The 22,753-nt window shown below is 59.5% G+C and carries 19 protein-coding genes; 5 read left to right on the forward strand and 14 right to left on the reverse strand.

The window, feature by feature from the left end; all coding sequences use genetic code 11:
* Positions 1 to 158: 158 nt before the first annotated feature.
* Positions 159 to 1,217: a Holliday junction branch migration DNA helicase RuvB gene (gene ruvB, locus VJ464_29710; protein ID HKQ09336.1), complete on the reverse strand. Its 1,059-nt coding sequence runs from the start codon at positions 1,215 to 1,217 to the stop codon at positions 159 to 161.
* A 193-nt stretch (positions 1,218 to 1,410) separates the two neighbouring features.
* Here ruvB and VJ464_29715 point away from each other — a divergent pair, with 193 nt between their 5' ends.
* Positions 1,411 to 2,733, forward strand: a complete 1,323-nt coding sequence (locus VJ464_29715) for an exonuclease SbcCD subunit D (GenBank protein HKQ09337.1) — start codon at positions 1,411 to 1,413, stop codon at positions 2,731 to 2,733.
* A gap of 6 nt (positions 2,734 to 2,739) precedes the next feature.
* Positions 2,740 to 3,360 carry a hypothetical protein gene (locus VJ464_29720; GenBank protein HKQ09338.1) on the forward strand — a complete coding sequence of 207 codons (621 nt, stop codon included), beginning with the start codon at positions 2,740 to 2,742 and terminating at the stop codon, positions 3,358 to 3,360.
* 17 nt (positions 3,361 to 3,377) lie between these two features.
* Here VJ464_29720 and VJ464_29725 read toward each other — a convergent pair whose 3' ends face one another.
* The 3 genes from VJ464_29725 to VJ464_29735 all read right to left on the reverse strand — a co-directional run bounded on the left by VJ464_29725 (position 3,378) and on the right by VJ464_29735 (position 8,429).
* On the reverse strand, positions 3,378 to 5,744 hold the full coding sequence (locus VJ464_29725) for a sulfite exporter TauE/SafE family protein (GenBank protein HKQ09339.1): 2,367 nt from the start codon (positions 5,742 to 5,744) through the stop codon (positions 3,378 to 3,380).
* A gap of 41 nt (positions 5,745 to 5,785) precedes the next feature.
* The gene (locus tag VJ464_29730) at positions 5,786 to 7,126 is read right to left on the reverse strand and encodes a tetratricopeptide repeat protein (GenBank protein ID HKQ09340.1); all 1,341 of its coding nucleotides are present in this window, start codon (positions 7,124 to 7,126) and stop codon (positions 5,786 to 5,788) included.
* Between the two features lie 76 nt (positions 7,127 to 7,202).
* On the reverse strand, positions 7,203 to 8,429 hold the full coding sequence (locus VJ464_29735; protein HKQ09341.1) for a DUF4331 family protein: 1,227 nt from the start codon (positions 8,427 to 8,429) through the stop codon (positions 7,203 to 7,205).
* A 709-nt stretch (positions 8,430 to 9,138) separates the two neighbouring features.
* On the opposite strand from VJ464_29735, the gene VJ464_29740 reads away from it, so the two are divergent.
* Entirely contained in the window at positions 9,139 to 9,603 is a 465-nt protein-coding gene (locus tag VJ464_29740; GenBank protein ID HKQ09342.1) for a GNAT family N-acetyltransferase, read from the forward strand.
* Positions 9,604 to 9,626: 23 nt separating this feature from the next.
* Here VJ464_29740 and VJ464_29745 read toward each other — a convergent pair whose 3' ends face one another.
* Entirely contained in the window at positions 9,627 to 10,076 is a 450-nt protein-coding gene (locus VJ464_29745; protein HKQ09343.1) for a single-stranded DNA-binding protein, read from the reverse strand.
* Positions 10,077 to 10,260: 184 nt separating this feature from the next.
* Between VJ464_29745 and VJ464_29750 the strand changes: the two genes are divergently transcribed.
* Positions 10,261 to 10,452 (forward strand): hypothetical protein, encoded by a 192-nt coding sequence (locus VJ464_29750; protein ID HKQ09344.1) that lies wholly within the window; start codon positions 10,261 to 10,263, stop codon positions 10,450 to 10,452.
* Here the strand turns inward: VJ464_29750 and VJ464_29755 are convergent.
* Positions 10,449 to 11,408: a phosphatase PAP2 family protein gene (locus tag VJ464_29755; protein HKQ09345.1), complete on the reverse strand. Its 960-nt coding sequence runs from the start codon at positions 11,406 to 11,408 to the stop codon at positions 10,449 to 10,451. The genes VJ464_29750 and VJ464_29755 overlap by 4 nt on opposite strands.
* Positions 11,409 to 11,611: 203 nt before the next feature.
* On the opposite strand from VJ464_29755, the gene rlmB reads away from it, so the two are divergent.
* Positions 11,612 to 12,349 (forward strand): 23S rRNA (guanosine(2251)-2'-O)-methyltransferase RlmB, encoded by a 738-nt coding sequence (rlmB, locus tag VJ464_29760; GenBank protein HKQ09346.1) that lies wholly within the window; start codon positions 11,612 to 11,614, stop codon positions 12,347 to 12,349.
* Position 12,350: 1 nt separating this feature from the next.
* Here the strand turns inward: rlmB and VJ464_29765 are convergent, their stop codons facing one another.
* From VJ464_29765 to truB, 8 genes are all read right to left on the reverse strand, one after another.
* A complete protein-coding gene (locus VJ464_29765) occupies positions 12,351 to 12,827 on the reverse strand; it encodes a CopD family protein (protein HKQ09347.1) in 477 nt (158 codons plus the stop codon).
* A gap of 11 nt (positions 12,828 to 12,838) precedes the next feature.
* Positions 12,839 to 14,095: an MFS transporter gene (locus tag VJ464_29770; protein HKQ09348.1), complete on the reverse strand. Its 1,257-nt coding sequence runs from the start codon at positions 14,093 to 14,095 to the stop codon at positions 12,839 to 12,841.
* Between the two features lie 130 nt (positions 14,096 to 14,225).
* Complete coding sequence (locus tag VJ464_29775) at positions 14,226 to 15,446, reverse strand: NAD(P)/FAD-dependent oxidoreductase (GenBank protein HKQ09349.1); 1,221 nt, start codon at positions 15,444 to 15,446, stop codon at positions 14,226 to 14,228.
* A gap of 263 nt (positions 15,447 to 15,709) precedes the next feature.
* Entirely contained in the window at positions 15,710 to 16,675 is a 966-nt protein-coding gene (locus VJ464_29780) for a nuclease (protein HKQ09350.1), read from the reverse strand.
* 117 nt (positions 16,676 to 16,792) lie between these two features.
* Positions 16,793 to 18,220, reverse strand: coding sequence for a SpoVR family protein (locus VJ464_29785; GenBank protein ID HKQ09351.1), 1,428 nt, complete (start codon positions 18,218 to 18,220; stop codon positions 16,793 to 16,795).
* A gap of 52 nt (positions 18,221 to 18,272) precedes the next feature.
* Positions 18,273 to 19,436, reverse strand: a complete 1,164-nt coding sequence (yhbH, locus tag VJ464_29790; protein ID HKQ09352.1) for a sporulation protein YhbH — start codon at positions 19,434 to 19,436, stop codon at positions 18,273 to 18,275.
* A gap of 83 nt (positions 19,437 to 19,519) precedes the next feature.
* Entirely contained in the window at positions 19,520 to 21,445 is a 1,926-nt protein-coding gene (locus tag VJ464_29795; protein HKQ09353.1) for a protein prkA, read from the reverse strand.
* 329 nt (positions 21,446 to 21,774) lie between these two features.
* Positions 21,775 to 22,701 (reverse strand): tRNA pseudouridine(55) synthase TruB, encoded by a 927-nt coding sequence (gene truB, locus VJ464_29800; GenBank protein HKQ09354.1) that lies wholly within the window; start codon positions 22,699 to 22,701, stop codon positions 21,775 to 21,777.
* Between the last annotated feature and the right edge of the window lie 52 nt (positions 22,702 to 22,753).

Raw genomic sequence — 22,753 nt, forward strand, 5'->3', positions numbered from 1 at the left:
AGGTTGCAAGAAAGTTTTTCCAAATTGTAAAAACCTGTAATTTTATACGCGCCACACTGCTTTTTCGGGTGCAAGAAAAAAGCAGCGCAAGCTTGAGTCTTGCGCTGCTTGAATTGTGACTGCGCCGACGCCGGCATGGCGCGGAGCGGGGCTGCGGCTCAATGTGCCGGCTCATCCTCGCCAAATAAGGTGTTCTGTTCAGGGCGACGCCCGCCAACAAGGTAAGGCAAGCCGAAATGTTCATACGCCAGGCGCATCGCCATGCGCCCGCGCGGCGTGCGGTTGAGGAAGCCGATCTGGATCAGGTAAGGCTCATAAATCTCTTCGATGGCGTCCTTTTCTTCATTGATCGATGCGGAGATCGTTCCTAACCCGACCGGGCCGCCATCGAATTTATCGATGATCGTCAGCAACAGCTTACGGTCAACTTCATCAAGGCCGTAGGTGTCGACGTCCATGCGGTTGAGTGCGTCAGCAGCAACCTCGTCTGTGATGCGCCCATCGTAGAGGACTTCGGCCATATCGCGGACGCGGCGCAGCAGGCGGTTGGCAATGCGTGGGGTGCCGCGCGAGCGCCGGGCAATCTCGCGGGCGCCGCTCGGCTCGACTTGCACGCCGAGGATTTCAGCCGAGCGCTTAACAATCACTTCGAGGTCTTCGACGAGATAAAAGTCGAGATGCAAAGGGATGCCGAAGCGCCCCCGCAGCGGCGCGGTGATCAAACCGGCACGGGTCGTCGCGCCGACCAGAGTGAACTGCGGGAGGTCGAGCTTGATCGAGCGCGCCGACGGCCCCTGCCCGATAATGATGTCGAGCTGATAATCCTCCATCGCCGGGTAGAGGACTTCTTCAATCGCGGGATTCAGGCGATGAATCTCGTCTATGAAAAGTACGTCGCCTTCCTGCAAGTTAGTCAGCAGCGCCGCCAGGTCGCCGGCCTTTTCAATGACCGGCCCGGCAGTCGTCTTGATATCGTTGCCCATCTCGTTGGCGATGATATGAGCGAGCGTCGTTTTCCCGACACCGGGCGCGCCATACAACAGAACGTGGTCGAGCGCCTGGCCGCGCTTGCGGGCCGCTTTGATAAAGATGTCGAGGTTGCCTTTGGCCTTACTCTGGCCGATGTACTCGCGCAGCCACTTGGGGCGCAGGCTCAGCTCAAATTGCGTTTCATCATCGCCAGAGGTGGCGGGCGAGATGATGCGGTCTTCGGACATTGCATAGACTCCGTGTGAAGATGTCGGGGTTTCTGATCTACAGTTTACCACAAATTGTGGCCGTGCCGAAAAGCCTCACAAAATTTAGTGGCTGAAGCCCGCGCCCCGTCAGTATAATCAAAAGGCGCACGGCAATTTATTCGGTTTGCATGATCATTAATTTATCCGGCGCCTTTGCTCGCGCCGATTTTTCATGGCCAGATTTCTACACATTGCAGACATTCACCTCGGCATCAAGCGTTACAATCTGCCGGATCGTACCGGCGACTTCTTTCGCGCCTGGTGCGACGTCATCGAACACCACGCGCTGGCGCGCCGGGTTGATTTTGTCCTCATCGCCGGCGATTTTTTTGATCGCCGCAATGTTGATCCGCAAGCCGCTAACCACGCGATGTACATGCTGCGACAGCTCGGCGAAGCGCGCATTCCGGTCATCGTTATCGAAGGCAACCACGATCAGCATGAATCAACGACGCGCTTTTCGTGGCTGCGCAGCTTTTCGCAATGGCGCTATATCAAGCTCCTGGAGCCGGTTTGGCGTGACAACGGCGCGCATATGCAGGCGTGGGACGAAGATGAGGCAACCGGCAGCTACGTCGATATTGCCGGGGCGCGGGTCTTCGGGTCGAATTGGTATGGCTCGACCGTCGGCGCGGCGCTGCCGCTGTTGGGCGAGGCGGCCAGACGGAATCGCCGCCCCGAAGCCACCAACATCATGCTCTTGCATTCGGACATCGAAGGCCAGTTGAACCGTCCCGTGCAACACGCGGTTTCGATCTCGAAGCTCGTGGCCATGCGCGACGCGGTCGATTACCTGGCGCTCGGCCACACCCACAAGCATTTTGAGATTGAGAACTGGGCCTTCAATCCCGGCTCGCTCGAAGCGTGCAGCGTCGAAGAGGCGGATGTTGAGCGCGGCGCGCTGCTGGTCGAAGCCGATGGCCCGATGATCAAGACAGAGTTTTTGCGCGCCGGCGAGGATTACTTCCAGCGCCCTTTCAAACGAATTGAACACCGGATTAGCGGCAGCGAAGACCCGGAGACGATCCGCGCCGAAATCCTCGACACCCTGCGCCGCGAGATTACCACGACTGGCGAAGTCGAAGACGAGCAGAAGCCGATCATTGAGCTGTCTCTGCGCGGATCGTTAGCCTTCAAGAATTCGCTGTTGCAGCTTAACAAGCTGAAAGAACAGGCCATCGAAGAGCTGCGCCCGCTCGGACTGATCATCAATAATAAAACCATTCCCAAGCAGTTGGCTGTGGCAATGGACCTGGCGAAAGATGCGCCGCGTGGCGAGCGCGAGTTGCGGGTCATCGAAGACTTGATCAAACCCGATCCGCGTTTTGCCGGCCGCGCCGCGGAGATTGCCGCGCTGGTCATCGAAGCCAAGCGCATGGCTTTAGAGGATGAGCCCGCCGAACGCATCCTGGCGCTCATCGAAGACAAGCTCTTCGGCCATCATGAGCAAGAAGCTGTCGCGGAGGAAGCCATGCGTGCCGAAGGCGGCGATTAAAAACCGATGGGCAAGGCACCCGAAGAAGGACAAATATGGGAGTGGCGCGGTTTCGGGCAAATCAGCCGCGAAACCTCGGCCCTCATCGAAACCCTGCCGATTCGCAATGGCATTCGCAACCTGGCGGGCACGGACCTTTATCTGATTTCACCGACGAGCGAGCAGAACGTCAAGCTGCGGCTTACAGAGAAGGGCTGGGTGCTGAAGTTCAAGCTTCTGCTGGATCAACAGGCTGACGGCATCGAGCTTTATCACGAGTCGGCGCGCTGGACGTTCGCTTTCCCGATCAGCCTGATGACGATACAGTTGGCGGCGCGGCTGCTCGATGTCACGGTCCCAGACGACGCGCTTTATGGCGACAGCTTCGACTCTGATCGTGCCCTCGCCTACTTCGGTCAAGCGATGCCGGCCATCGCGCAGGTAGAAACAAAGAAGGTTCGGTCACAATACAATTTGGCGGGCGGCTGGGTAGAGGTTGCCGAGGTCGTATTCGCTAAGCGTCGGGTTCAAAGCCTGTCGCTGCACTCGGCGAACCTTGAAGCGGTCGAGCGAATGATTGAGCAGATCCATCCCAACGGCGGCTTGCCCGCGATGAACTATGTCGAAGCCTGCCGACGATTCGCTTGAAAAGCGAACTCGCCTACCTAGCCGAACAACCCGTCAAGGACGCCAATCTGATAAGCCATCATCAGTCCGAGGCCGAGGCTGAAGGTCGCCGCCAGAGCTTGTACGGCTTTGTGCGTGCGCGCGAACCGGCTCGCCGTCAATTGCAAAGGCAATCCGAGCAGCAGACTCATCGCCATCATGCCGCCAATCGAGCCCACGCCGAACACAACGATGAAGGCCAGCCCGGCCATCCGCGAGGTCACAGTCGTAAGCACAAGCAACATCAATGCGGCGCTCCCTGCAAGCCCGTGAATCATGCCGACGATTAGCGGGCGGACGCCGAATGGCAAGCGATGATGCGAGCCGACAACGGGCTCTTCATCCGGCTTGTGGGTATGCGGGTGGGCATGGGCGCGCAAGCCGTGGCGGTGCGGGTGAAGGTGAAGTTTGCCGCCCGCGAACAAGCGCCGCAAGGCATTGACGCCGAGCCCAATCAACATCAACGCCACGACAAATTCGAGCGCCAATGCGGCGCGATCACCGATCTTGATATTGAGCAGCAGCACCGCGAGTCCGGCAATCAACAACGCCAGCGTGTGGCCGATGCCCCAGAGCCCGCCGACAAGCGATGAGCTCAGCAGGCTCTTGCGCTCGCTGACAATCGTCGCGACGGCGGCGAGGTGGTCGGCTTCGACGGCATGTTTCAGCCCGAAAATCAGGCCGAAGATGAGCGCCGATGCGGTCGAAAGGTGGCTGCCATCCGGTATGTTGCCGGCTCCCGCTTTAAACCATTGCACGACCCGGGCGGCGGGATTGAAGCCGGCGCTAAGCAGCGCTTCATAACAGATCGCCAGCCCGGCGCAGGCAATCACGAAGGCGCTCACCACGGGCAATACACGCGGCAGCCAACCCCAACGCAAGGGCCGCTTGATGAGCTTGCCGGCATAAACGAAGGCCAGCCCGACTGCCGTGAGCGAGCCGGCCAGCCCGACGCTGAAGGCAATCACCAGCAGCAATCCGTAGCCGACGCGATGCAAAGAGATGGCTGAAAGCAAGACCACCAGCGCCGACGGGCAAGGCAACAGACCGCCTGAGATGCCGAGCGCCAGCAGACTGCGCCAGGTCACAGGCGAGCCGTCTGCGCCCGGAGGAAGGTGGGAATGCTCAACGCCGCCATGGGCATGGACGCCTTCATGCGAGTGGCCGTGCGAATGGTCATGCGAGTGGTCATGCGAGTGGTCATGCGAGTGGTCATGCGGGTGACTCTCGTCATGTGAATGATCGCGGTGATGCGGATGCGCTTCGTGATGGTGCGTATGGCGTGCTGCTTCTCTGTCATGCCTACCGCGCAGAGCGAGGCGTAAACGGCGGACAAAGAGGCTGCCTCCCAGACCAACAACAATCAACCCCGAAACCAGGCTGAGAATAGGGAAAAGTTTTTCCGGCAACACGTACTGTGAGGCGAACAAGGTCACCAACCCCAGCGCGAAAACGCCCGCGGTATGCGTGATCGTTACGGTCAGCCCTAGAAATGCGGCGTGGCGCGCGGTGCCGCGTGAGCCGACCAGGTAAGCGCCGACCACCGTCTTCCCATGTCCCGGCGACATCGCATGCAATCCGCCCAGGGCCACAGCAAACAACAACCCCAGGAGCGCAACCATCGGAGTTAGCTCAGGCACGGCGATCAGTTCCGCGAGCCGGTCACGCGCCGGCATCACTTTTTGTCCGTCTCGCCGCATTAATGCGGTTGCCCCCGCAGGCACGACGCCGGCAGCGAACGCGAGCTCGGCGTTGCGCTCATTGAGCGGCGCCGCCAATAAGTCTTCAGGATAAACTTTTAGCTCGTCGGTAACCGAATTGCCGAAAGCCGTGCTGTCAAAGACGCTGACGCCAGCAGCAGGTGTCACACTGATCTCGCGCCAGCCAAGTCGCTCGCGGAAGTTCGCGTCCTCGAACCGTAAACGATGCGCTGCCCCTGCCGTGGTGGAATTCAAAGGCGCGATGAAATCACATTCAATGCGCAGTGTCGGCAGACCGCCCGCGCCTGCTACCGTCACCGCGCGGCTATCAACGGCGTTTAGCGTCAACGGCTCGCCGTCAACCATCACGAGCAGGTTCGCCGCCAGTTGCGGTGCAAGCTGCCGAGCATAGGCCGCCAGCTCATCGCTTGAAGGCGAACCGTCGCGGCTGATCTTTTGCAACTCCTGAAAGGCCGGTATCTCGGCCATATCAATCACATAGTGGAGGCTGATGCGATCAGCGCGCGGCTCGATACGCGCAAAGTGATTGACAGTGAAGTTGCCGAGCGGGTGCGCGCCGGCACAGATAGCCGTGCCCAGCACGATTGCCGCCACCGTAAGAACGGCCACCTGCAATCGCTTACCCGTGATGAATGTCTTTTCCATAAGAATCACCGGCCCGTGCCTTCCGCCTCGTCAACCGTTCGCTATTCGCCGAGAGCCGCGAGAGCTTGCCTCGCCTTCGTCGCTTGCAAGAGATCGAACTGCGGCGAGAGCGCAAGCGCCCGTTTTAAGAGTTCCCGCGCCGCCTGCGAGTCATTCGCCGCTTGTGCAATCAACCCCGCGTGGTAGAACAATCGCGCGTCGCGCGTTTCCAATCGCAAAGCCTCTTTCATGGCTGCCTGCGCTTCGCCTATCTTGCCCACTTTCATCGCCGTCCAGGCGAGCGCGTCAGCCCCATAGATGTCACGACGATCATTGTATTCGCGCTTCGCCTGCGCATAGGCTTCATCGAGCCGGGTATCGTGGTCGGCGTAAAACAGGGCGATTTGCCGATTATACAGCATGCCATTTGCCGCATTGAGTTTGGCGATCTGTTCGACCAGTGCGTACTCGGCGGCGGCCTCTTGCTCGCGACCCGCCAGTTTGTAAAGGTCGCCGAGCGCCGCCACGAAAGCTGGATCGGGAATGATTTGAACGGCGCGCTCGTAGCTGCTAATCGCGCCCACCAGATCGCCTTTCGCCGCCAGCGCGCGGCCAAGTCCGGCAAGCGCGCGGTAGTAATCCGCGAAGGTCGTCAGGGCATCACGATAATGCTGCTCGGCCTTCGCATAATCGCCTCTCGAAAAAGCGATCTCGCCCAGTTGCCAGCGAATCCACGCAATCGTCTCGCGCGGCGGCGGGTCTTGCGCAGAGGCCAGCGCCAGAGCAAAGGTCAATCGCTCGACGGCGTTGTCAGGGTTGCCGCGTAACAGGTCGGCACGCGCCAGCCTCGTTTCACCGCTGACGCTGCGCCCGCCGATCTCGATCATTTTCGCATAGGCCGTGATCGCCTTGTCGTATTCGCCCAGCTCGCTGAAGGCATCGCCGAGAATTTCGTAAGGATAAGCCTTCTTACGTTCCAGCTCGATCAGCTTCATCGCATGGTCACGCGCCGCGGTGAATTCATGCGAGGCAAATTCGGTGAAGGCGAGCTGGCCGAGCCCGCTGACGTTCTGTTCGGCGGGCATCGCCGCCAGCGAAGCCTTCGCCGCTTTCGACGCCAGCGTCAGGTAATTCACACTGCCGGTTTCACGCTGGCGTTGCAGGTAGTAGCCGGCGAGTTTGTTGAAAGCGATGAAGTCGTCGGGGTCGCGGCGCACGCGGTCTTCGAGAAACCGGATCGCCATTTCGGTGGCTTCGCTATTTGCCGGCAACGGCGCTGCCGGGGACGGCGCAACCGTCTCCTTTGCAGCCGACGATGACAGTCGCCCGCAACCCGTAAAGCAAGCGGCGAGCGCGGCAATCTGCAAGCCGAGCAGAATTCTTTTCTTCAGGTCAGGTTCCATTGTCTTTCCGTGTTAAGTGACTGCCGACCGTCGGTCAACGGCTGGCGCTGGTCGGCGGTCGGCAGTCAGCAGTCGGCTAATTGCGCGTGTTATCGTCCACGCCCGAATCGCGCGGCTGCTGCGGTGCCGCGACGAACGGGAAGGTGTTGCGGAAGGCCACGTCGTTCGAGTTGACGTTGTCTCCGGTTGTAACGGCTCCGTTGGTTACCAGAAAGAGGAACGTATCCACAACATCGTCCCCCAGACGGCGGCCATTCGGGAAGCCTGCTCCACTGTTGCTGCCACCGCCCGTGCCGCTGTTGGCTATGCGCGTGTCCAGTCGCAACATGTCACCGCGCACGACGTAGACGCTCGCCAGTATGCCAATGTTGGCATCGCTCGTCCCCAGCGCTTTAAGCGTAGCGACGATGTCGCCGGCGAACTTACCATTGGCATCATCCTGCGGCGTTGAGGCATTGTACTCATCCTTGCGCGCGAACGGGATGACCAGGGCGTTGAGCGCAGGGTTGCCGCTGCGATCAAGAACTTGAAAGCCGCCGACGCCATTGATGCCGCCGTCCCTGGAAAGGATCTGGCGGCGCTGGCGCGCGGTCGTCGTCTGTAGACCGATGCCACTGGCAGTCGGGTTGCCGCTCGAAAGCTGTAGCTTCAAGTAGGATACGGGCACACTAATGGCAATCGACATGATGTCGTAACCGGCGAAGCTGTCGCGCCCGCGTTGTAAGGCCGCCGTGTTCGGGCTGCCGGCCAGCACAGAGGTGCGGAACCGGCTGAATCCAGGGATATCAAAGTAGAACGGATCGTCAGTGACGCCTGCAAAAAACTGCGCGCCGGTCTGCGAATCCGTGGTGACCGTTGGGCTGGGCGCGGTCGCCGCCAGCGACGGCGGGGTGGTTGGAGCGGTGAAGGTTTCGCCAAAAGGCATGACCACGGTCGCGGTCTGCGGTGCTGAAGGCGAAGTGCGCGGGGCAAAAGTGACGTCGATGAATTCATCGGGCCGCGCATCGCCCGTGGTTTCGATCTCGAAGCGAAAACGCACGCCCGGATCGAAGAAGGCGAAGTTGTTGAATTCACCCGGGACGATGAAGCCGCGCACGGTGGTTATCATTACGACGCGGGTGTTGTCGTTCGGATCGAGAAAGAGGTAGGTGTCGCCCTGGTCAATGCCCTGGTCGCTGGCATTGATCGGCGCGTCACCATGGTCGGACGCCTGCGTGTTCAACGCAGGAAGGTTTACGAAAACCACGCCAAGCGCCAGCAGCAATGCCAGCGCCATTTTCCTGGTGCGTGTCGTTAGATTCATACGCTTCTCCTATGGAGGGATGGTCTTTGCTTCGGGCGCACAAGGGATGCTTCATGTGAGCCCCTCGCGCGGGTAGAGCCCGTGAGGTATGGGCAGGCCGCTCCTGTTTTCATTCGATTCGACATGGACTTCGAAGACAGGTTGCGGAATGATCAAGGTTGATTGCTTTCATCAATCAACAAAACTATGCCAGATGATCAAGAACCAATGAATGTAGCCAAGCCGCTTACAGCCATTACGATATGCGGGGATGGCCTCGACTGGAGCATCACGCCCTCTGATCGATCAGGAATTAGAACCTGAGCCCGGCAATTATATAGAGACTTTGGGCTCGAAGTCTTCTACGCTCGCGCCTCAGGAGATGGATTTCACGGCCAGCGCCATTGTTCAAGGAAATCCAATTAAATCTGCCGCGTCAACAGCAGGGTTGTAGAAACAAGGCAAAAGTCTTATTCGCGCCTTGTCTTAATCTTGATGGTCAGCGTCCGTCCCACGTTGGGGCTGCGATTATAGCAACGGTGCCACCAACTCACAAGCGATTCGTCAAACGGCGCATTGACTTGCCGGTTACCGATTTCTATAGTTGCAAGCGATTGCCGGGAAGCGCCGTTGGCGGCCTCTGGATGTAGCGCAAGCTGTTAGCTTGCGCTACAGGGCAAACGCTATTGAAAATGGCTCTAATGATTACCGCGTGTTCTGGGGATCAAAGATGACGGTTCAGATCGAAAAAGCTGGCATGGAGATGCACCAGACCTTGACTGACATTGCCCATGCGGCCAAACGGCATTGGGGCTACCCTGAGAGCTGGATAGAGCACTGGCGCAATACCCTGACCATCACGCCGGATTTCATCGCTGACAACGAGGTGTTTGTCGCATGTGTGGAAGATGAAATCGTCGGCTTTTATGCGCTGATAGGAAGTGGCGCCAGAGTGACGCTCGATCATCTCTGGCTATCCCCTTTGCAGATCGGCAAGCAGATTGGCAGGCGTCTATTCACGCACGCCATGGCGATGGCTAAAGAACTGGGCGCGGCGGAAGTCGAGATCGAAGCTGACCCGAATGCCGTCGGCTTTTACGAGCGGATGGGCGCTACGCGAGTCGGCGAGAATGTCTACGAGCTTGAGGGCCAGCCGCGCGTCCTGCCGCTGCTGATTTACCGGCTAAGAGGCTGAGCCCACATAACTCACAGCCACGCCTAAAAAGGAATATCGTCCTCATCAACCGGAGCCGGCGCTGGCCGTGCAGGGGCCTCTTTACGCGGCGCAGGCGCGCTGGTCGCGGTGGCACGGGCCGCCGGCGCATGTTCACCATCCCCCGCAGTCCCGATGAATTGAAGGTCCGAGCCGCGAACGTCAAGCGAGGTGCGCGCGTTGCCTTCCTTATCGGTGTACTCGCGCTGCGTCAGCGAGCCTTCGATATAAACCTGCCGCCCTTTACTGAGGTACTGGCTGGCGACCTCGGCCTGCCGCCCGAAGAGGCTGACACGGAACCAGGTCGTGTGATCTTGAAACTCGCCCGACTTGTCCTTGCGCCGTTCGGTGGTCGCAATCGAAAAATCGCAAACCGGCGTCCCCTGCGGCGTGTAGCGCAGTTCGGGATCGCGGCCTAAATACCCGACGATGATGATCTTGTTGAAACTGGCCATATTCAAGACTCCTTTCAATTTGCCAATGTATCACGAATGAAACACAGTTGCAAGAAGAAACTGGCAACGCGGCGGAGATTCATTCATTGGTGGCGTTGCTGATTTTCATTCAGGCGGGCGGCAGTGGTCAAGGCCACCGGGGCAAGCATCGTATCGGCTGGCTATTGCTTCTAACCAAATGGATATGGAAAGCGTTATCAAGCACTTATCGATGGAGATTGAATACCTTGGCGCACTGGCCGAGATGTATCGAATGGAGGGGGACGCGGACTGGCGCGCGGCGTCGCTCGAAGCCAGAGCTGCGCTTGAACGGCTGCTCTGCCTGACTCGGCATTCGACCGACGCGTCGTGCCCGGAATTCCCTGCCGCCGCTTAATCTCTGAGGGCGCTCGCCGCTTTCGCACGCCCCATCAGGCTGGCACGGCGCATCTGCCAGTCACTGACGGCGAACGCGCCCGCGGCCAGCAAGCCCCCGGCAATCAGGTCAATCACATAATGCTGATTGAGTACCACCGTTGCCGCCCACATCGACACGGCATAAACCGCCATGACGGCGACCACATGCCAGGGCTGTTTGCGCCAGGCCAGCAGTACCAGTAATACAGGGTAAGCACCGTGCAGGGACGGAACCGCGGCGAACCACTGCGCCGCGTTACGGATGAGTCCGGTGACCAGCTTGCCATCCATTGCCGCGCTGATTTTCATTTGCGACAGGAGATCAGTTGTCGGCGGCGTCATGCCGTTCAGGCTCACCCACCAGGGCGGGGCCACAGGCATGAGCAAGTAAATCAAGATCGCCGCAAAATTCAGATAAGCGAAAGCCCGCATCATGCGATGAAAGCCGGCTCGATGGGGCTGATTCGCGCGGCCCCGCGTCCATAACCACATAAACAGCATCGGCACCAGGAAGATATGCGACAGGTAAACGAGCTGCGCTGTCCAGCTCAATGCCGCGCCTGCTATCGTTCCCGATTGTGCGGCCAGCCAGGCGCGGGCGGCATGCGCGGGAACCTCGCCGCCGAACAGGCCGCCGAACACCCATCGCTCAAGCTGATAAGGCCAGGCGACGGCAACGCGATGTAGCAACAGCGGCTGCAACAGGCGTAATCGGTCATAAACCAGCCAGAAGGCAATGAGCGGCGCCCAATCGAGAAAGAAGCGACGGCAACGCTCCGCGGCGAGAAATGCCAGAGGAATAATCACTAGCATAAACCAGTGATAAGGGCGCGCCGTGCCCGTCGCCGCGCCAAGCGCCAGATAGCCGAGGACTCCCGCCGACAAACCTAGTTGCCAGGACTGTGGGCGCTGCTTGATGTCAGTCGCTACGGACAAGGCGATTTCTCCTGCAATACGTCTGGTCTCGCAGGATTATTGCGAACTTTATGCCAGGGGCGACCGGTGTCAAATTATCAGCAAAGAAAGCAACTGCTCGGCAGGTGAGCGGATTGCGCTGTCGGCGGCGCATGACAGATGGCGGCTGATTCCTGCATCCCGCTAAAGTTGTGTTTATGCAAGCAATGGATTAAAAGAAAAGCATGGCGCACATCTATGGGGTCTTGCCGGTGATTGAAGCGCTGCGCGCGGGAGGGCGGCGCATCGAGCGCATCGTGATTGCCGAAGGCGCGCGGCACGAACGGCTGCGCGACATCTTTGATCTGGCAAAGCGGGCGCGGGTGCCGATTCGCAAAGAGCCGCGCGTTGCACTTGATCGGCTTGCCGTGGGCGCCAACCATCAAGGCGTTATCGCCATCGCCGCGGCGGCCAGCTATACCGACGAAGATGAGGTGCTCGGCCGCCTGACGCCGCAATCCTTACTGGTGCTGCTCGACGGGGTCGAAGACCCGCATAACCTCGGCGCGATTATCCGCACAGCCGAATGTGCAGGGGCGTTGGCGGTCGTCATCCCCGAACGCCGCGCCGCGCACGTCACCGAAGTCGTCGCCAAGACCGCCGCCGGTGCCACCGAATACCTGCCCATCGCCCGCGTCACCAACCTGGCGTCGTTCATCGAGAAACTCAAACAGCGCAATGTCTGGGTCGTCGGCGTCGAGGCTTCGGGCGACATGGGTTATGCGCAGTACGACTACAGGGGCGCGGTGGCGCTAGTATTCGGCGGCGAAGGTCACGGCCTGCACCGGCTGGTGCGCGAGCGTTGCGACGTGACGGTTTCGATTCCGCTACACGGTCGCATCACGTCATTGAACGTCTCGGTCGCTGTCGGCGTCGTCTTGTTTGAAGCCTTGCGGCAAAGAAGCCAGCCGGTAAGTCAATAGGCTAACCGCGCACGATCCGCACAGAGCAGTAGAGCACCGCAAGCGCCAGCAGAGTCGCAATGGCGGCGGCGATTGAGCCGAGCCGGTTGCCGGGCGCGGCGTCGCGCGAGCCGCCGGATTGCTTCGCGGCGCGCAGGCTCATGATGTCGTGGAATAGCACCAGCAGCACCATCAGGACAAAAATTTCCAGCTTGCGGGGCAGCCAGAAGCCAACGCGCGTCTTATCAAACAGCCCGCTTGCGCCTTCGAGCGCATACCGCTGCGTGGCGTTGTAGTAGCCCGTGATGATGAGCAAGACGACAGACGTCCAGCCGATCATCCTGAACTTGCGCGCCAGGCCGCGCAGAATCCGCTGCCGCTCGTCGGGGCTGTGCTTGACGGCAAACGGAATGACGACGGCGGCGGTGTAAATCATCCCGCCGACCCAGACGCAGGCGAGCAGGACGTGAATCCAAACGCTAAGAATGTATAGGCTCATGTAGGTTTCCTCTATTCTTCGATGGCAACCGTGGGGTTGCCGGCTTCGGCGCTGCGGGCGTGAAGCGATACGGCGAGCGCCAGCGCAATCACCATAATCGTGCCGCTGACCCAATAGACCGTCTTGCCATAATAAACCTCTTGCTCATTATCGCGGCCAAGCAGAAAGCCGCCAAGCATCGGGCCGATGATGCGCGCCAGGCTCGCGACCGAGGCCATTGCCCCGAGGATGCGTCCCTGGAATGCCGGCGCGATACTCTTTGAGGCCAGGCTGTTGAGGGTCGGCGTCACCAGACTGTTGCCGATGGCGATGCCCGAACTGGCGATGAGCAGCATCGGCAACGCCTGCGCCAATGGCAAGGCGAATAGCGCGGCGGAGAAGATCACCGTGCCCGCGACCGCCAGCATCTTCTCGCCAAAGGTCTTGACCAGCTTGCCGATCAAGCCGCCCTGTATGAACGCACCGATGACGCCGACATAGGCGAACATGTAGCCGGTGTGCGTCGCGTCGAAACGAAAGCGGTGGCTGGCGAAGAGCGCGAAGGTCGCCGTTAGCATGGCAAACGCCACGGTCGCAAAGAAGTAAGTGGCGAAGACTGCCTTCAACTGCCAGTTGCCGGCCTGCTCAATAAGCTGTTGCAAGCGTGCGCCGCGGCGCGCCTCATGCCGGTGCTCGGGTGCGAGGCTCTCGGGTAAAAGAAAATAGAGGGCGGTGGCGTTCAGCGCGGCGAGCCCTGCGGCAAAGAAGAACGGGGCTTCCGGCGAAAAGTGGCTCAGCAATCCGCCGAGCGCCGGGCCAAAGATAAAGCCGAGGCCGAAGGCCGCGCCAATCAAGCCCATCCCGCGAGCCCGGTCGTCGGGCGGCGTCACATCGGCTATATAAGCCTGCGCCGTCGAGATGTTGCCGCCGCTGATGCCGTCAATGATACGCGCTAGGAAAAGCCAGATGACGACAGGCGCCAGCCCGAAGAGCGACACGCCGAACGGAATCAGGCGCGCAAAGCCCATCAACAGGAATCCGAGCGAGGTGCCGATCAGGCTCAACAGCAGTACGGGCCGACGGCCAACGCGGTCGGAGAGCCGACCGAGGATCGGCGCGAAGACAAACTGCATCATCGAATACGACGCCAGCATCAGGCCGATGACGGTTTCCGAGGCGTGATAACGTTCGGCGTACAGCGGCAAGACCGGGATGACGATACCGAAGCCGATGAGGTCAATGAAGATGGTGATGAAGATAATGATTAAAGGTGATCGGCTCTTTGCCATTGACCCACGCATTCAGAAAGGATGAGCGATGAGTGGTGAATGATGAATGAAGGCAGGGGATTGTCTATAGATCATCCGGCTTCCTTTTCCTCTTCAGCTCACCATTCGTCATTCATACTTCATCATTTATTCAAAAGACGCGCAGCACGTTGCGCAACAGCTCACGTTTTAACGTCGCGTAACTTTGATAACCGACGACGGCACGGACCAGCACGCGCCGCACGCCGCGATGGTACTTCGCCAGCAAGATCATCGCGTCGGTGAACCGTCGCCCGAAGAAGCGCCCGCGATAAAACAGCGGCAGGCGGCGCGACGCGCGCTCAAGATCATGGCCGAAGGCCGCGCGCCAATCCTGCTCATACTTCGCGGTTGCCATCGAATACGCATTGGCAGATGCTTGGAGCAGCGCCTCGGCCATCAAGTCAGCCGAGCGGAAGGCGTAGTAAATGCCTTCGCCGGTAATCGGGTCGGCGAAGCCCGCGGCATCCCCGATGAGCGCCCAACCTTCGCCGATGGTCTTTAACTCCCGCCAGCTTGCGTAATCGAGCGTCGGGATTTTCGCGCCAAAGAAGCTCAACCGGTCGGCCGCGGGCAATTGGCCGCCGTAATAATCGCCCACGAATTGTTTCAGTATGCCGCGTAACTCGTCAGAGGTACGCTCGCCGAGCTTCGACGCGACGCCGAAGTTCATCACGCCGGGTCGCGGGAAAGCCCAGACATAGCCTGTGAAATCGCGAAGGAACTGCACGACGACTTCGTCTTGCGGCTCGCCCTGCAATTGCATACTGCCGTCGGTGGCCGGTGTCTTTTCGGCGTCGCCCATCTTGACGTTATAACCGAAGGCCAGCGCCAGGTCTTGCTTGGGGAAAATGCCGACCAGCTTGCGGCGCGTCGGGCTTGCCGCGCCATCGGCGCCAACAAGAAAGCGCGCTCGCCAGCTCTGCCCGCCATCGGTAGTGATCTGCCAGTGATCGGCGTGACGTTTGAAATCCGTGACCGCGGCGCGAATGAATCGCGTCCCTGATTCGATGGCGCGGTCTAGCACCAGCCCGTTTAGCACCTGGCGAGAATAGATGGCGAAGGGCTCGTCGAAGTCAATCGTGATGCGGCGCATATCGGGCGACACCAGGGTGACTCGACGAATCAACTTGCGCGGGTACTCTGTGCGGTTAAGCAGCCTCGCGTATTCACGCAGCGCCCTGGTCGGCACGCCGCCACCGCATGGTTTTTCCCATGCGCCTTTGGGGTCGAATAGCACGGCATCGCGACCCGCTTCTGCCAGCCGCGAAGCCAGAAAGGCCCCCGCCGGCCCCGCCCCGATTATGGCTATCTCCGCCACCTGCTCAGTCATAGATGGGAAAGTCTAGCGGTCACGCTCATTGAGAGGCAAGCCAAGCGCAGGGTTGCGCCGACGATGAGAACAGCGGTTGGTGATGATAATGAGGATTACTTTCGACGGACCCGAGGGCCGGCAGACAGCCATTCGGATTGCCGCGCGCCTATCAGGTGGCGAGCAACGAGGATGGCCTGTGCCTATGGAAAGGTGGATGCGAAGGAGGCGTTCAAGTAAAAACCGTTAACGTTCCAGCCCGTGCTCTGGCTTGAACGCCTCCATCACTTGTTTGAACGCACGGGTTGCACATCCTTGTCATTTTTTTTTGCTGCCCCGCCAATTTGAGCCGCGCGTGTGCTTTTAGGGTCTGCCGAATTCATCCATGCGGTGTACCAGAGGTTGACCAGCATCTGCGACCCGGCGGCCAACCGCTCGGCGACAAACTGTTTCGACGCGGGGGTGCGATTGCTCGGCTCCCAGCGCGCCGTCTTATCCATGCGATAGACTTCAGGCGCGAGGCGGTGCGACTCCAACAAGTAACTGACAATGTCAGCAAACGGGTCGTTGAGCCGCCGCGCCGGTTTCACCAGGCTGCTGAAATCTTCCGCCTTAATCTGCGCCTTGACGTATTCGCCCTCGAAGCGCCAGTGCAATGGCTCACGCGTAAAGTTCTCAGGGTTGGCGCTCGTGCTCCAGCCGTTGTAATGGATCGAGGCGTGCAAGGGCTGCGACCCGTCAGCGACATAGTGCCCCAGGACCCCGGCATAGTAGACGATGTTCTGTTCGATCTGCTCGCGCTCGGCGGCGTGTTGCGGCTCGCGCCACATGCGAAACAGCACCTGCATTTTTTGATAGCCCTCAAGCATGGCGTAAGGCAGGAAGCCGATGTCTTTCGGGTCTTTGCCCTGTGCGCGCAGCCACACCGCATACTGATAACGGTCGTTGGGCAGGGCGCTGAAATCTTCCGGCTTGTCGATATCAATAAAATGATCCGGCGCGTTGACTTCGCCGAGGGCTTTGTAAAGTTCCTTACTGTCGCGCCAGCGATCCGGCTCCGGGCCCAGGAAGGTGAGCCGCGCCGAGGCCGCTTTTAGAAAGGGCGGCACGTCGTCGGGTAAATGCTCGGCGGCGACGCGGTTGATATAGCGGTGGCCTTCCTCGCCCCATGCCTGTGCGGGGCTCGAAAACAACAGCGGCGCGACTAGAGCCGCAGCCGCCAGGGCGGCGAGCAGTCTGCGATGGTGCATTCGAGTGGTCCTCGTTTTTTTGATTTACGATGTTGTGTACGCGATCAGCTCAGATGGCACTTTACCGTTTGCAGGCGGGTCGGTTCAAGCGGCGGCGGGCGAGGCGTGTGAGGGGCCTCAATCTTCGTCATGCTCCTGACCGTCGTAGTGCAACACCATCGCCTCTTCGTCAACGATGGTTTCAAGGTGGACCTTGCGGCCCCAGAGCTTATGAACATATTCGAGCGTCTTGCGCGCATAGCGAAGGTCAAGCTCAATGCCTTCGAAGCGGTGCATGAGATAAAGCTCGCGGTTGTGGTTGTAATCGCCATCAACGATTTCGATATACGGAAAGCCGAAGTTGGTCATATTGGCGACGAGCTGATTGCGCACCTTCTCCCACGCCTTTTCGGTCACCGTCCATTCCTCTTCGTCAACCAGCTGGTAGACGAACAGGTCAAGCTCTTCACACAGCTCCTCCGTGAGGTAGTTGCGAAGAAACGAGATGTCATTATCTAGCTCGCGCACCTCGAACATCTTCTCGCGCCCCTGGTCGCCCGTCCGCCCGAATTTCTCGCGCTCCTCTTTGCTCGGATTGTTCCAGCGTTTTTCGATGTCTTCAAAGATGCGATAGCCGAGATAGTATGGATTCAACTGCCCTTTGTGCGGCGAGACGACGCCGGCATGCAGTTCAGCAAACTCCAGGTGATTGCTGGTTGGCAGGTCAAGCTCGCGCATAATCCGCGAATGCCAAATACTCGCCCAACCTTCGTTTAATATCTTGGTCTGCATCTGCGGGATGAAGTATTCCATCTCTTCGTGGATCATCGCGATCACATCGCGCTGCCAGTCTTCGAGAATCGGCGAGTGCTTCATCAGGTAGTAAACGATGTCTTTTTCCGGCAGTGGGTGGTCGGGCTGGAGCTTGCGCTTGTCATCGCCGTCGGCTTCGGGTGCTTGCCCGGCCAGCTCGGCTTCTTCGAACAGGTCATCGTAACGACCCTCGCGCCGCTTCGGCGACTCGTCTTTGCCGCGCTCGGCGTTGCGCGCCTTTTTGCGGATGAAAAGGTTCGGGTCAACGTGTTCTTCGATTGACAGCACGGCGTCGAGGAATTCTTCGACGACCTTGCGGCCATAGGTGAATTCGTACTCGCTCATGCGCCGCGCGTGGATGGCGGCCTCGTCCACCATGCGGCGGTTCGTCTTCGAGAAGTAAACGTTGTTCTTGAAGAAATCCACATGGCCGAGCACATGCGCGATCACCATCTTGTTCTGCGTCAGCGAATTGGTTTCGAGCAGGAAGGCGTACGACGGGTTCGAGTTGATGACGACCTCATAAATCTTCGACAGCCCGAAATCATACATCATCTTCTGGCGATGATAAGCCTTGCCGAACGTCCAGTGCGAGTAACGGCCCGGCAGCGCATAAGAGCCGATCTCGTACATCACCGTCGCCGGGACGATCTCGAACCGCACCGGGAATGGGTCCAGACCGAACTTGACCGTGGCGATTTCCCAGATCTGCTCCAGGGCTTCTTCCAGTTCTTTCACTTCCCTATCGTTCATCGCTTTGCTCTCCCCCGCGAGCTTCATTCCTCCGCCGATGGCCCTGCCTGAATCAAGCCTGTTCGCCGCGCTTGCCAAAGAAATCCTTGAGCGCCGGATAGACCTCTTCTTTGTCGTCAATGCGCACGCCGACGAAGCGCTGCTGATGCTTCAAGCGATCTTTGAAGATCGACAGCAGCGCGCCCGATGAGCGCCGGTAACTCGACGCGCCCTCCTCGCCAATCTCGCCGTAGCCGAAAAGGTTGCACGTCGAAATCAACTCATCGGCGAGCCGCACCGCCTCGTCATTATCCGAATAGTAATTGTCGCCATCCGAAAAATGGAACGGGTAGACGTTCCAGTCGCGCGGCGGGAAGCGCTCGCCGATGATGTCGAGCGCCAGGCGATAGGCCGACGACACCACCGTGCCGCCCGACTCGCCCTGAGTGAAGAACTGTTCTTCGGTGACCTCCTTGGCCTCTGTGTGATGGCTGATGAAGACGATCTCGACGTGATCGTACTTGGTTCGCAGGAAGCGCACCATCCAGAAGTAGAACGACCGCGCAATGTACTTCTTAAAGTCTCCCATGCTCCCGCTTACGTCCATCATTGCTATGACGACGGCGTTGGATTCGTACTTGACCTGTTCTTCCCAGGTTCGATAGCGCAGGTCTTCCTTCTTGAAGCGACCGAGGCGCGCTTCGCCCGACTCGCGCGCCGTGCGCTTGATGTTTTCGAGGATGCTGCGGCGCTTGTCGAGATTCGCCAGGATGCCGGCGCGGCGAATCTCGGTGAATTTGGTAGTCTTTGACTGTACGGCCTGCTTGGCCTTGTCTTCGAGGTAAGGCAGGTGCAGGTCTTCAAAGATCAGCTTGGCGATCTCGTCAATATCGACCTCGGCCTCGAAGTACTCCTGTCCCGGCTGGTCGCCGGCGCCCTGCCCCGAGCCTGTGCCCGGCCCCGGCTGCCCCTCGCGCCCGATGACATCGCCGACCTGCGTCTTGCCGTCGCCGGTGCCGACGTTTTTCTTCTTGCGGTAATCGAAGCGGAACTTGTACTCGTCGAGCGAGCGGATCGGCACTTTGACCTTGCGCTTGCCATCGGAGAGGATGATGGCCTCGTTCGAGACGATGGAGCCGAGGTTCTTCTTGATCGCGTCGCGCACGCGCTCCTTGTGGCGCTCCTGATCGATCTGCCCCTTGCGCTGTAATGACCAGTCGTTGCGTTGAACTGACATAAGCCCATCCTAAAGCGACGCCCGCACATCCGTGGGAGTGTGCGGGCGTTTCGAGAAACAGTACGGCTTGCGCGCCCGCGCCGCTAGCGAGCGAGCAGGGTGCCGACATACGTGAGCAGTTCGTTGGCGCAGTTGGTGCAATAGCCGTGATCCGTCACCAACCGGTCAATCACTTCGTTGATGCGGCGCAACTGGTCGGCGTCGGGCTGCTTCACTGAAGTGGTAATCTTCACGACATCCTTCAGGTCAGAGAAGATCTTCTTCTCGATGGCCTCCTTCAAGCGCTCGTGCGAGCGATACTCGAAGGGCTTGCCCTTGCGCGCGTGGCTAGAGATGCGGATGAGAATCTCTTGCCGGAAGGTGTTCTTGGCGTTTTCGCTGATGCCGATCTGCTCTTCGATTGAGCGCATCAGCTTCTCATCCGGCTCCAGCTCCTCTTCGGTGATCGGGTCTTTGAGCTTCTCTCTATTGCAGAACGCCTCGACGTTGTCGAGGTAATTGTCGCATAACCCCTTGGCCATCTCTTCGAATGAATAGACGAAGGCGCGCTGCACTTCGTTTTTGGCGATGTCGTCGTACTCGCGCCGCGCCACGGCGATGAGGTTCAGGTAACGCTCGCGCTGCTCGCCGGAGATTCCCGTGTGCTGCTCGAAGCCGTCCTTGATCGCCCGCAGCGCGTCAATCGGGTTGATGCAGGTGATGTTATCTTTCACCAACGCCCCCGACAAACGGTTGATGATGTAGCGCGGGCTGATGCCGTCCATGCCTTCGCGCACCGTGTCTTCTTGAAGCTCGCGCACGTCTTTGGACTTGAAGCCTTCGACATCTTCGCCATCATAGAGCTTCATCTTCTTAACGATATCGATGTTGGCTTTCTTCGGCTCTTCGAGCCGCGTCGTCACCGCAAAGATCGCCGCGACCTTCAGCGTGTTTGGCGCAATGTGGATGCTGCGCAGGGCCTCGCTCTGCTTAAGCAGCTTGTCATAAATCCGCTCTTCCTGCGAGACCTTCAGGTTGTAAGGCACGCGGATCATGATGATGCGGTCTTGCAGGGCTTCGCTCTTGCGGTTGGCGACAAACGAGCTGTACTCGTTCTCGTTGGTGTGCGAGAGGATCGCTTCGTCGGCGTAAATCATCGCGAAGCGGCCCGTTTTGATGTTCTGCTCTTGCGAGAGGGTCAGCAGGCTGTAGAGGAATTTCTCGTCGACCTTTAACATCTCGACGAATTCCATCAAGCCGCGGTTGGCGATGTTCAATTCGCCGTCGAAGCGATAGGCGCGCGGGTCGCTCTCGACGCCGACTTCGCCAATCGTCGAGAGGTCAATCGAGCCGGTCAGCTCGGTAATATCCTGTGACTTGGGGTCCGAAGGCGCAAACGTGCCGATGCCGATACGCTCTTTCTCTGAAAAGACGATGCGATGCACCAGCACATCTTCGTGCCGCCCGTGGTAGACATGCTCAAGGTTGTAACGGCACTGCGGGCAGAGCTCGCCCTCGATATAGATGCCATAGTGCTTGGCGATTTCGGGCCGCAGCTCGAGCGGGATCAGGTGCAGCGGCTCTTCGTGCATCGGGCAATCTTTAATGGCATAGACCGCGCCATTCTCTGTGCGTGACCAGTGTTCCAGGCCGCGCTTGAGCATCGTCACAATCGTCGACTTGCCGCCGCCGACCGGCCCCATCAACAAGAGGATGCGCTTGCGGACTTCTAGGCGCTGGCCCGCGGACTTGAAGTACTCGACAATCTTGGCAATCGGCCCTTCGATGCCGAACAGTTCGTCGGCGAAGAAGTTGTAGCGGGTGACCTCGTCGCGCGAGCCTTCGTTGACTTTCTCAACGCCGGCGGCCAGGATCATGTCACAGACGCGTGCATGCGAGAGTTTCGAGACGCTGGGGTTTTGCATCACCAGCTCGAAATAATCACGGAAGCTGCCTTCCCAATGCAGCCGCTCGCGGTCGCGGCGATGGGTTTCGAGCAAATCGCTGATGTTGAACTTATTTTCGCTCATTGATAACCTCCGAATCCCAGACCTGCAAACGCCGGACGAGCGCTCCCCGCGAGCGCCAGGGCTTTTCAGCCAACCTGCACATGCAAGGGCGACGCTGCACGGGAGCACGCGATCTGCGCGCTTCGATGCCTGCTGGTGCGTTGAGCCTAGGCGCCCGATTTCACGACCGCCGGGGGCTGGTCGGCAGCGAAACGGCGCGACTGCCCGATCATTCAGCCACTATGGCTGAACTCTGCATCATATCTAAATCGCATCGTTTCAATGAACTGGTGCAAGGCTCTCGCTTCTGCGAAGGATTATAGCATGGCTTGCAAGCGCCGCGGCTTCGTCTAGTCAGTTGTTATCAAGACTACCCGCGGCTTAATCAGGCGGCGTCCGCTATCAACCTGGCCTACCGCCACAAGATCGCCTGCCCTGTCGCATATTCGCGTCACCGGGGGCACCATCGCCCCAACCGAGTCAGCGCCCATTCCGAGCGCCAGCTCACGGCCATTCAGCACGAGTCGCAAATCCGCGTCGCCGATCTGCAACATTGGCAGGTGACTCAGCATCGCCGCGGGCGAGATCATCGCCTCGCCGAGTGAGCCATCGCCGCCTCGCCGTTCGACCTCTGCGAGCGTCAACGCGTCTTCGATGCGGAAGTGGCCGACCGCCGTTCGGCGCAGCGCCGACAGATGCGCCCCGGTTCCTAACCTGTTGCCGATGTCGTGCGCTAGAGTTCGCACATAGGTTCCCGACGAACACCGCACGCGAATCAAGAAATCTCGTGTCCCCTCGGCGCTCATCTCGCCCAGCCGCAACAGCTCAAGCTCGCTAATCGTAATGGCAACCGGCTGGCGCTCGACTTCGCGGCCCGCGCGCGCCGCGACATACAAGCGTTCGCCGGCGACTTTCTTGGCTGAAAACATCGGCGGCGTCTGCCACTGCGCGCCGACAAACGCTTTCAAGATCGTCGCGACTTCTTCTCCGCTCAATAACTCTGATGATTGAAGCGGGGTGATCTGTTTGCCGGTGTAATCCTGCGTGTCGGTGGCGAAACCCAGACGGACGGTAGCGAGGTATTCTTTATCGAAGCCGACGAGGAATTGCAGCAGACGAGTCGCGCGCGCAAGACAGACCACCAGGACGCCGGTCGCAAAAGGGTCGAGCGTGCCGGCGTGGCCGACGCGCCGCGTTTGGGCGGCACGCCGCACGCGCGCCACGACGTCATGCGAGGTCAACCCCTCTGGCTTGTCGATAATTAACGCGCCAATCATTCAGAGTGACCAGTGACGAGTGACAAGTGACGGGTGATAAGAGTACTGCGCT

It is taken from the genome of Blastocatellia bacterium (genome assembly GCA_035275065.1).
Taxonomy (GTDB): domain Bacteria; phylum Acidobacteriota; class Blastocatellia; order UBA7656; family UBA7656; genus DATENM01.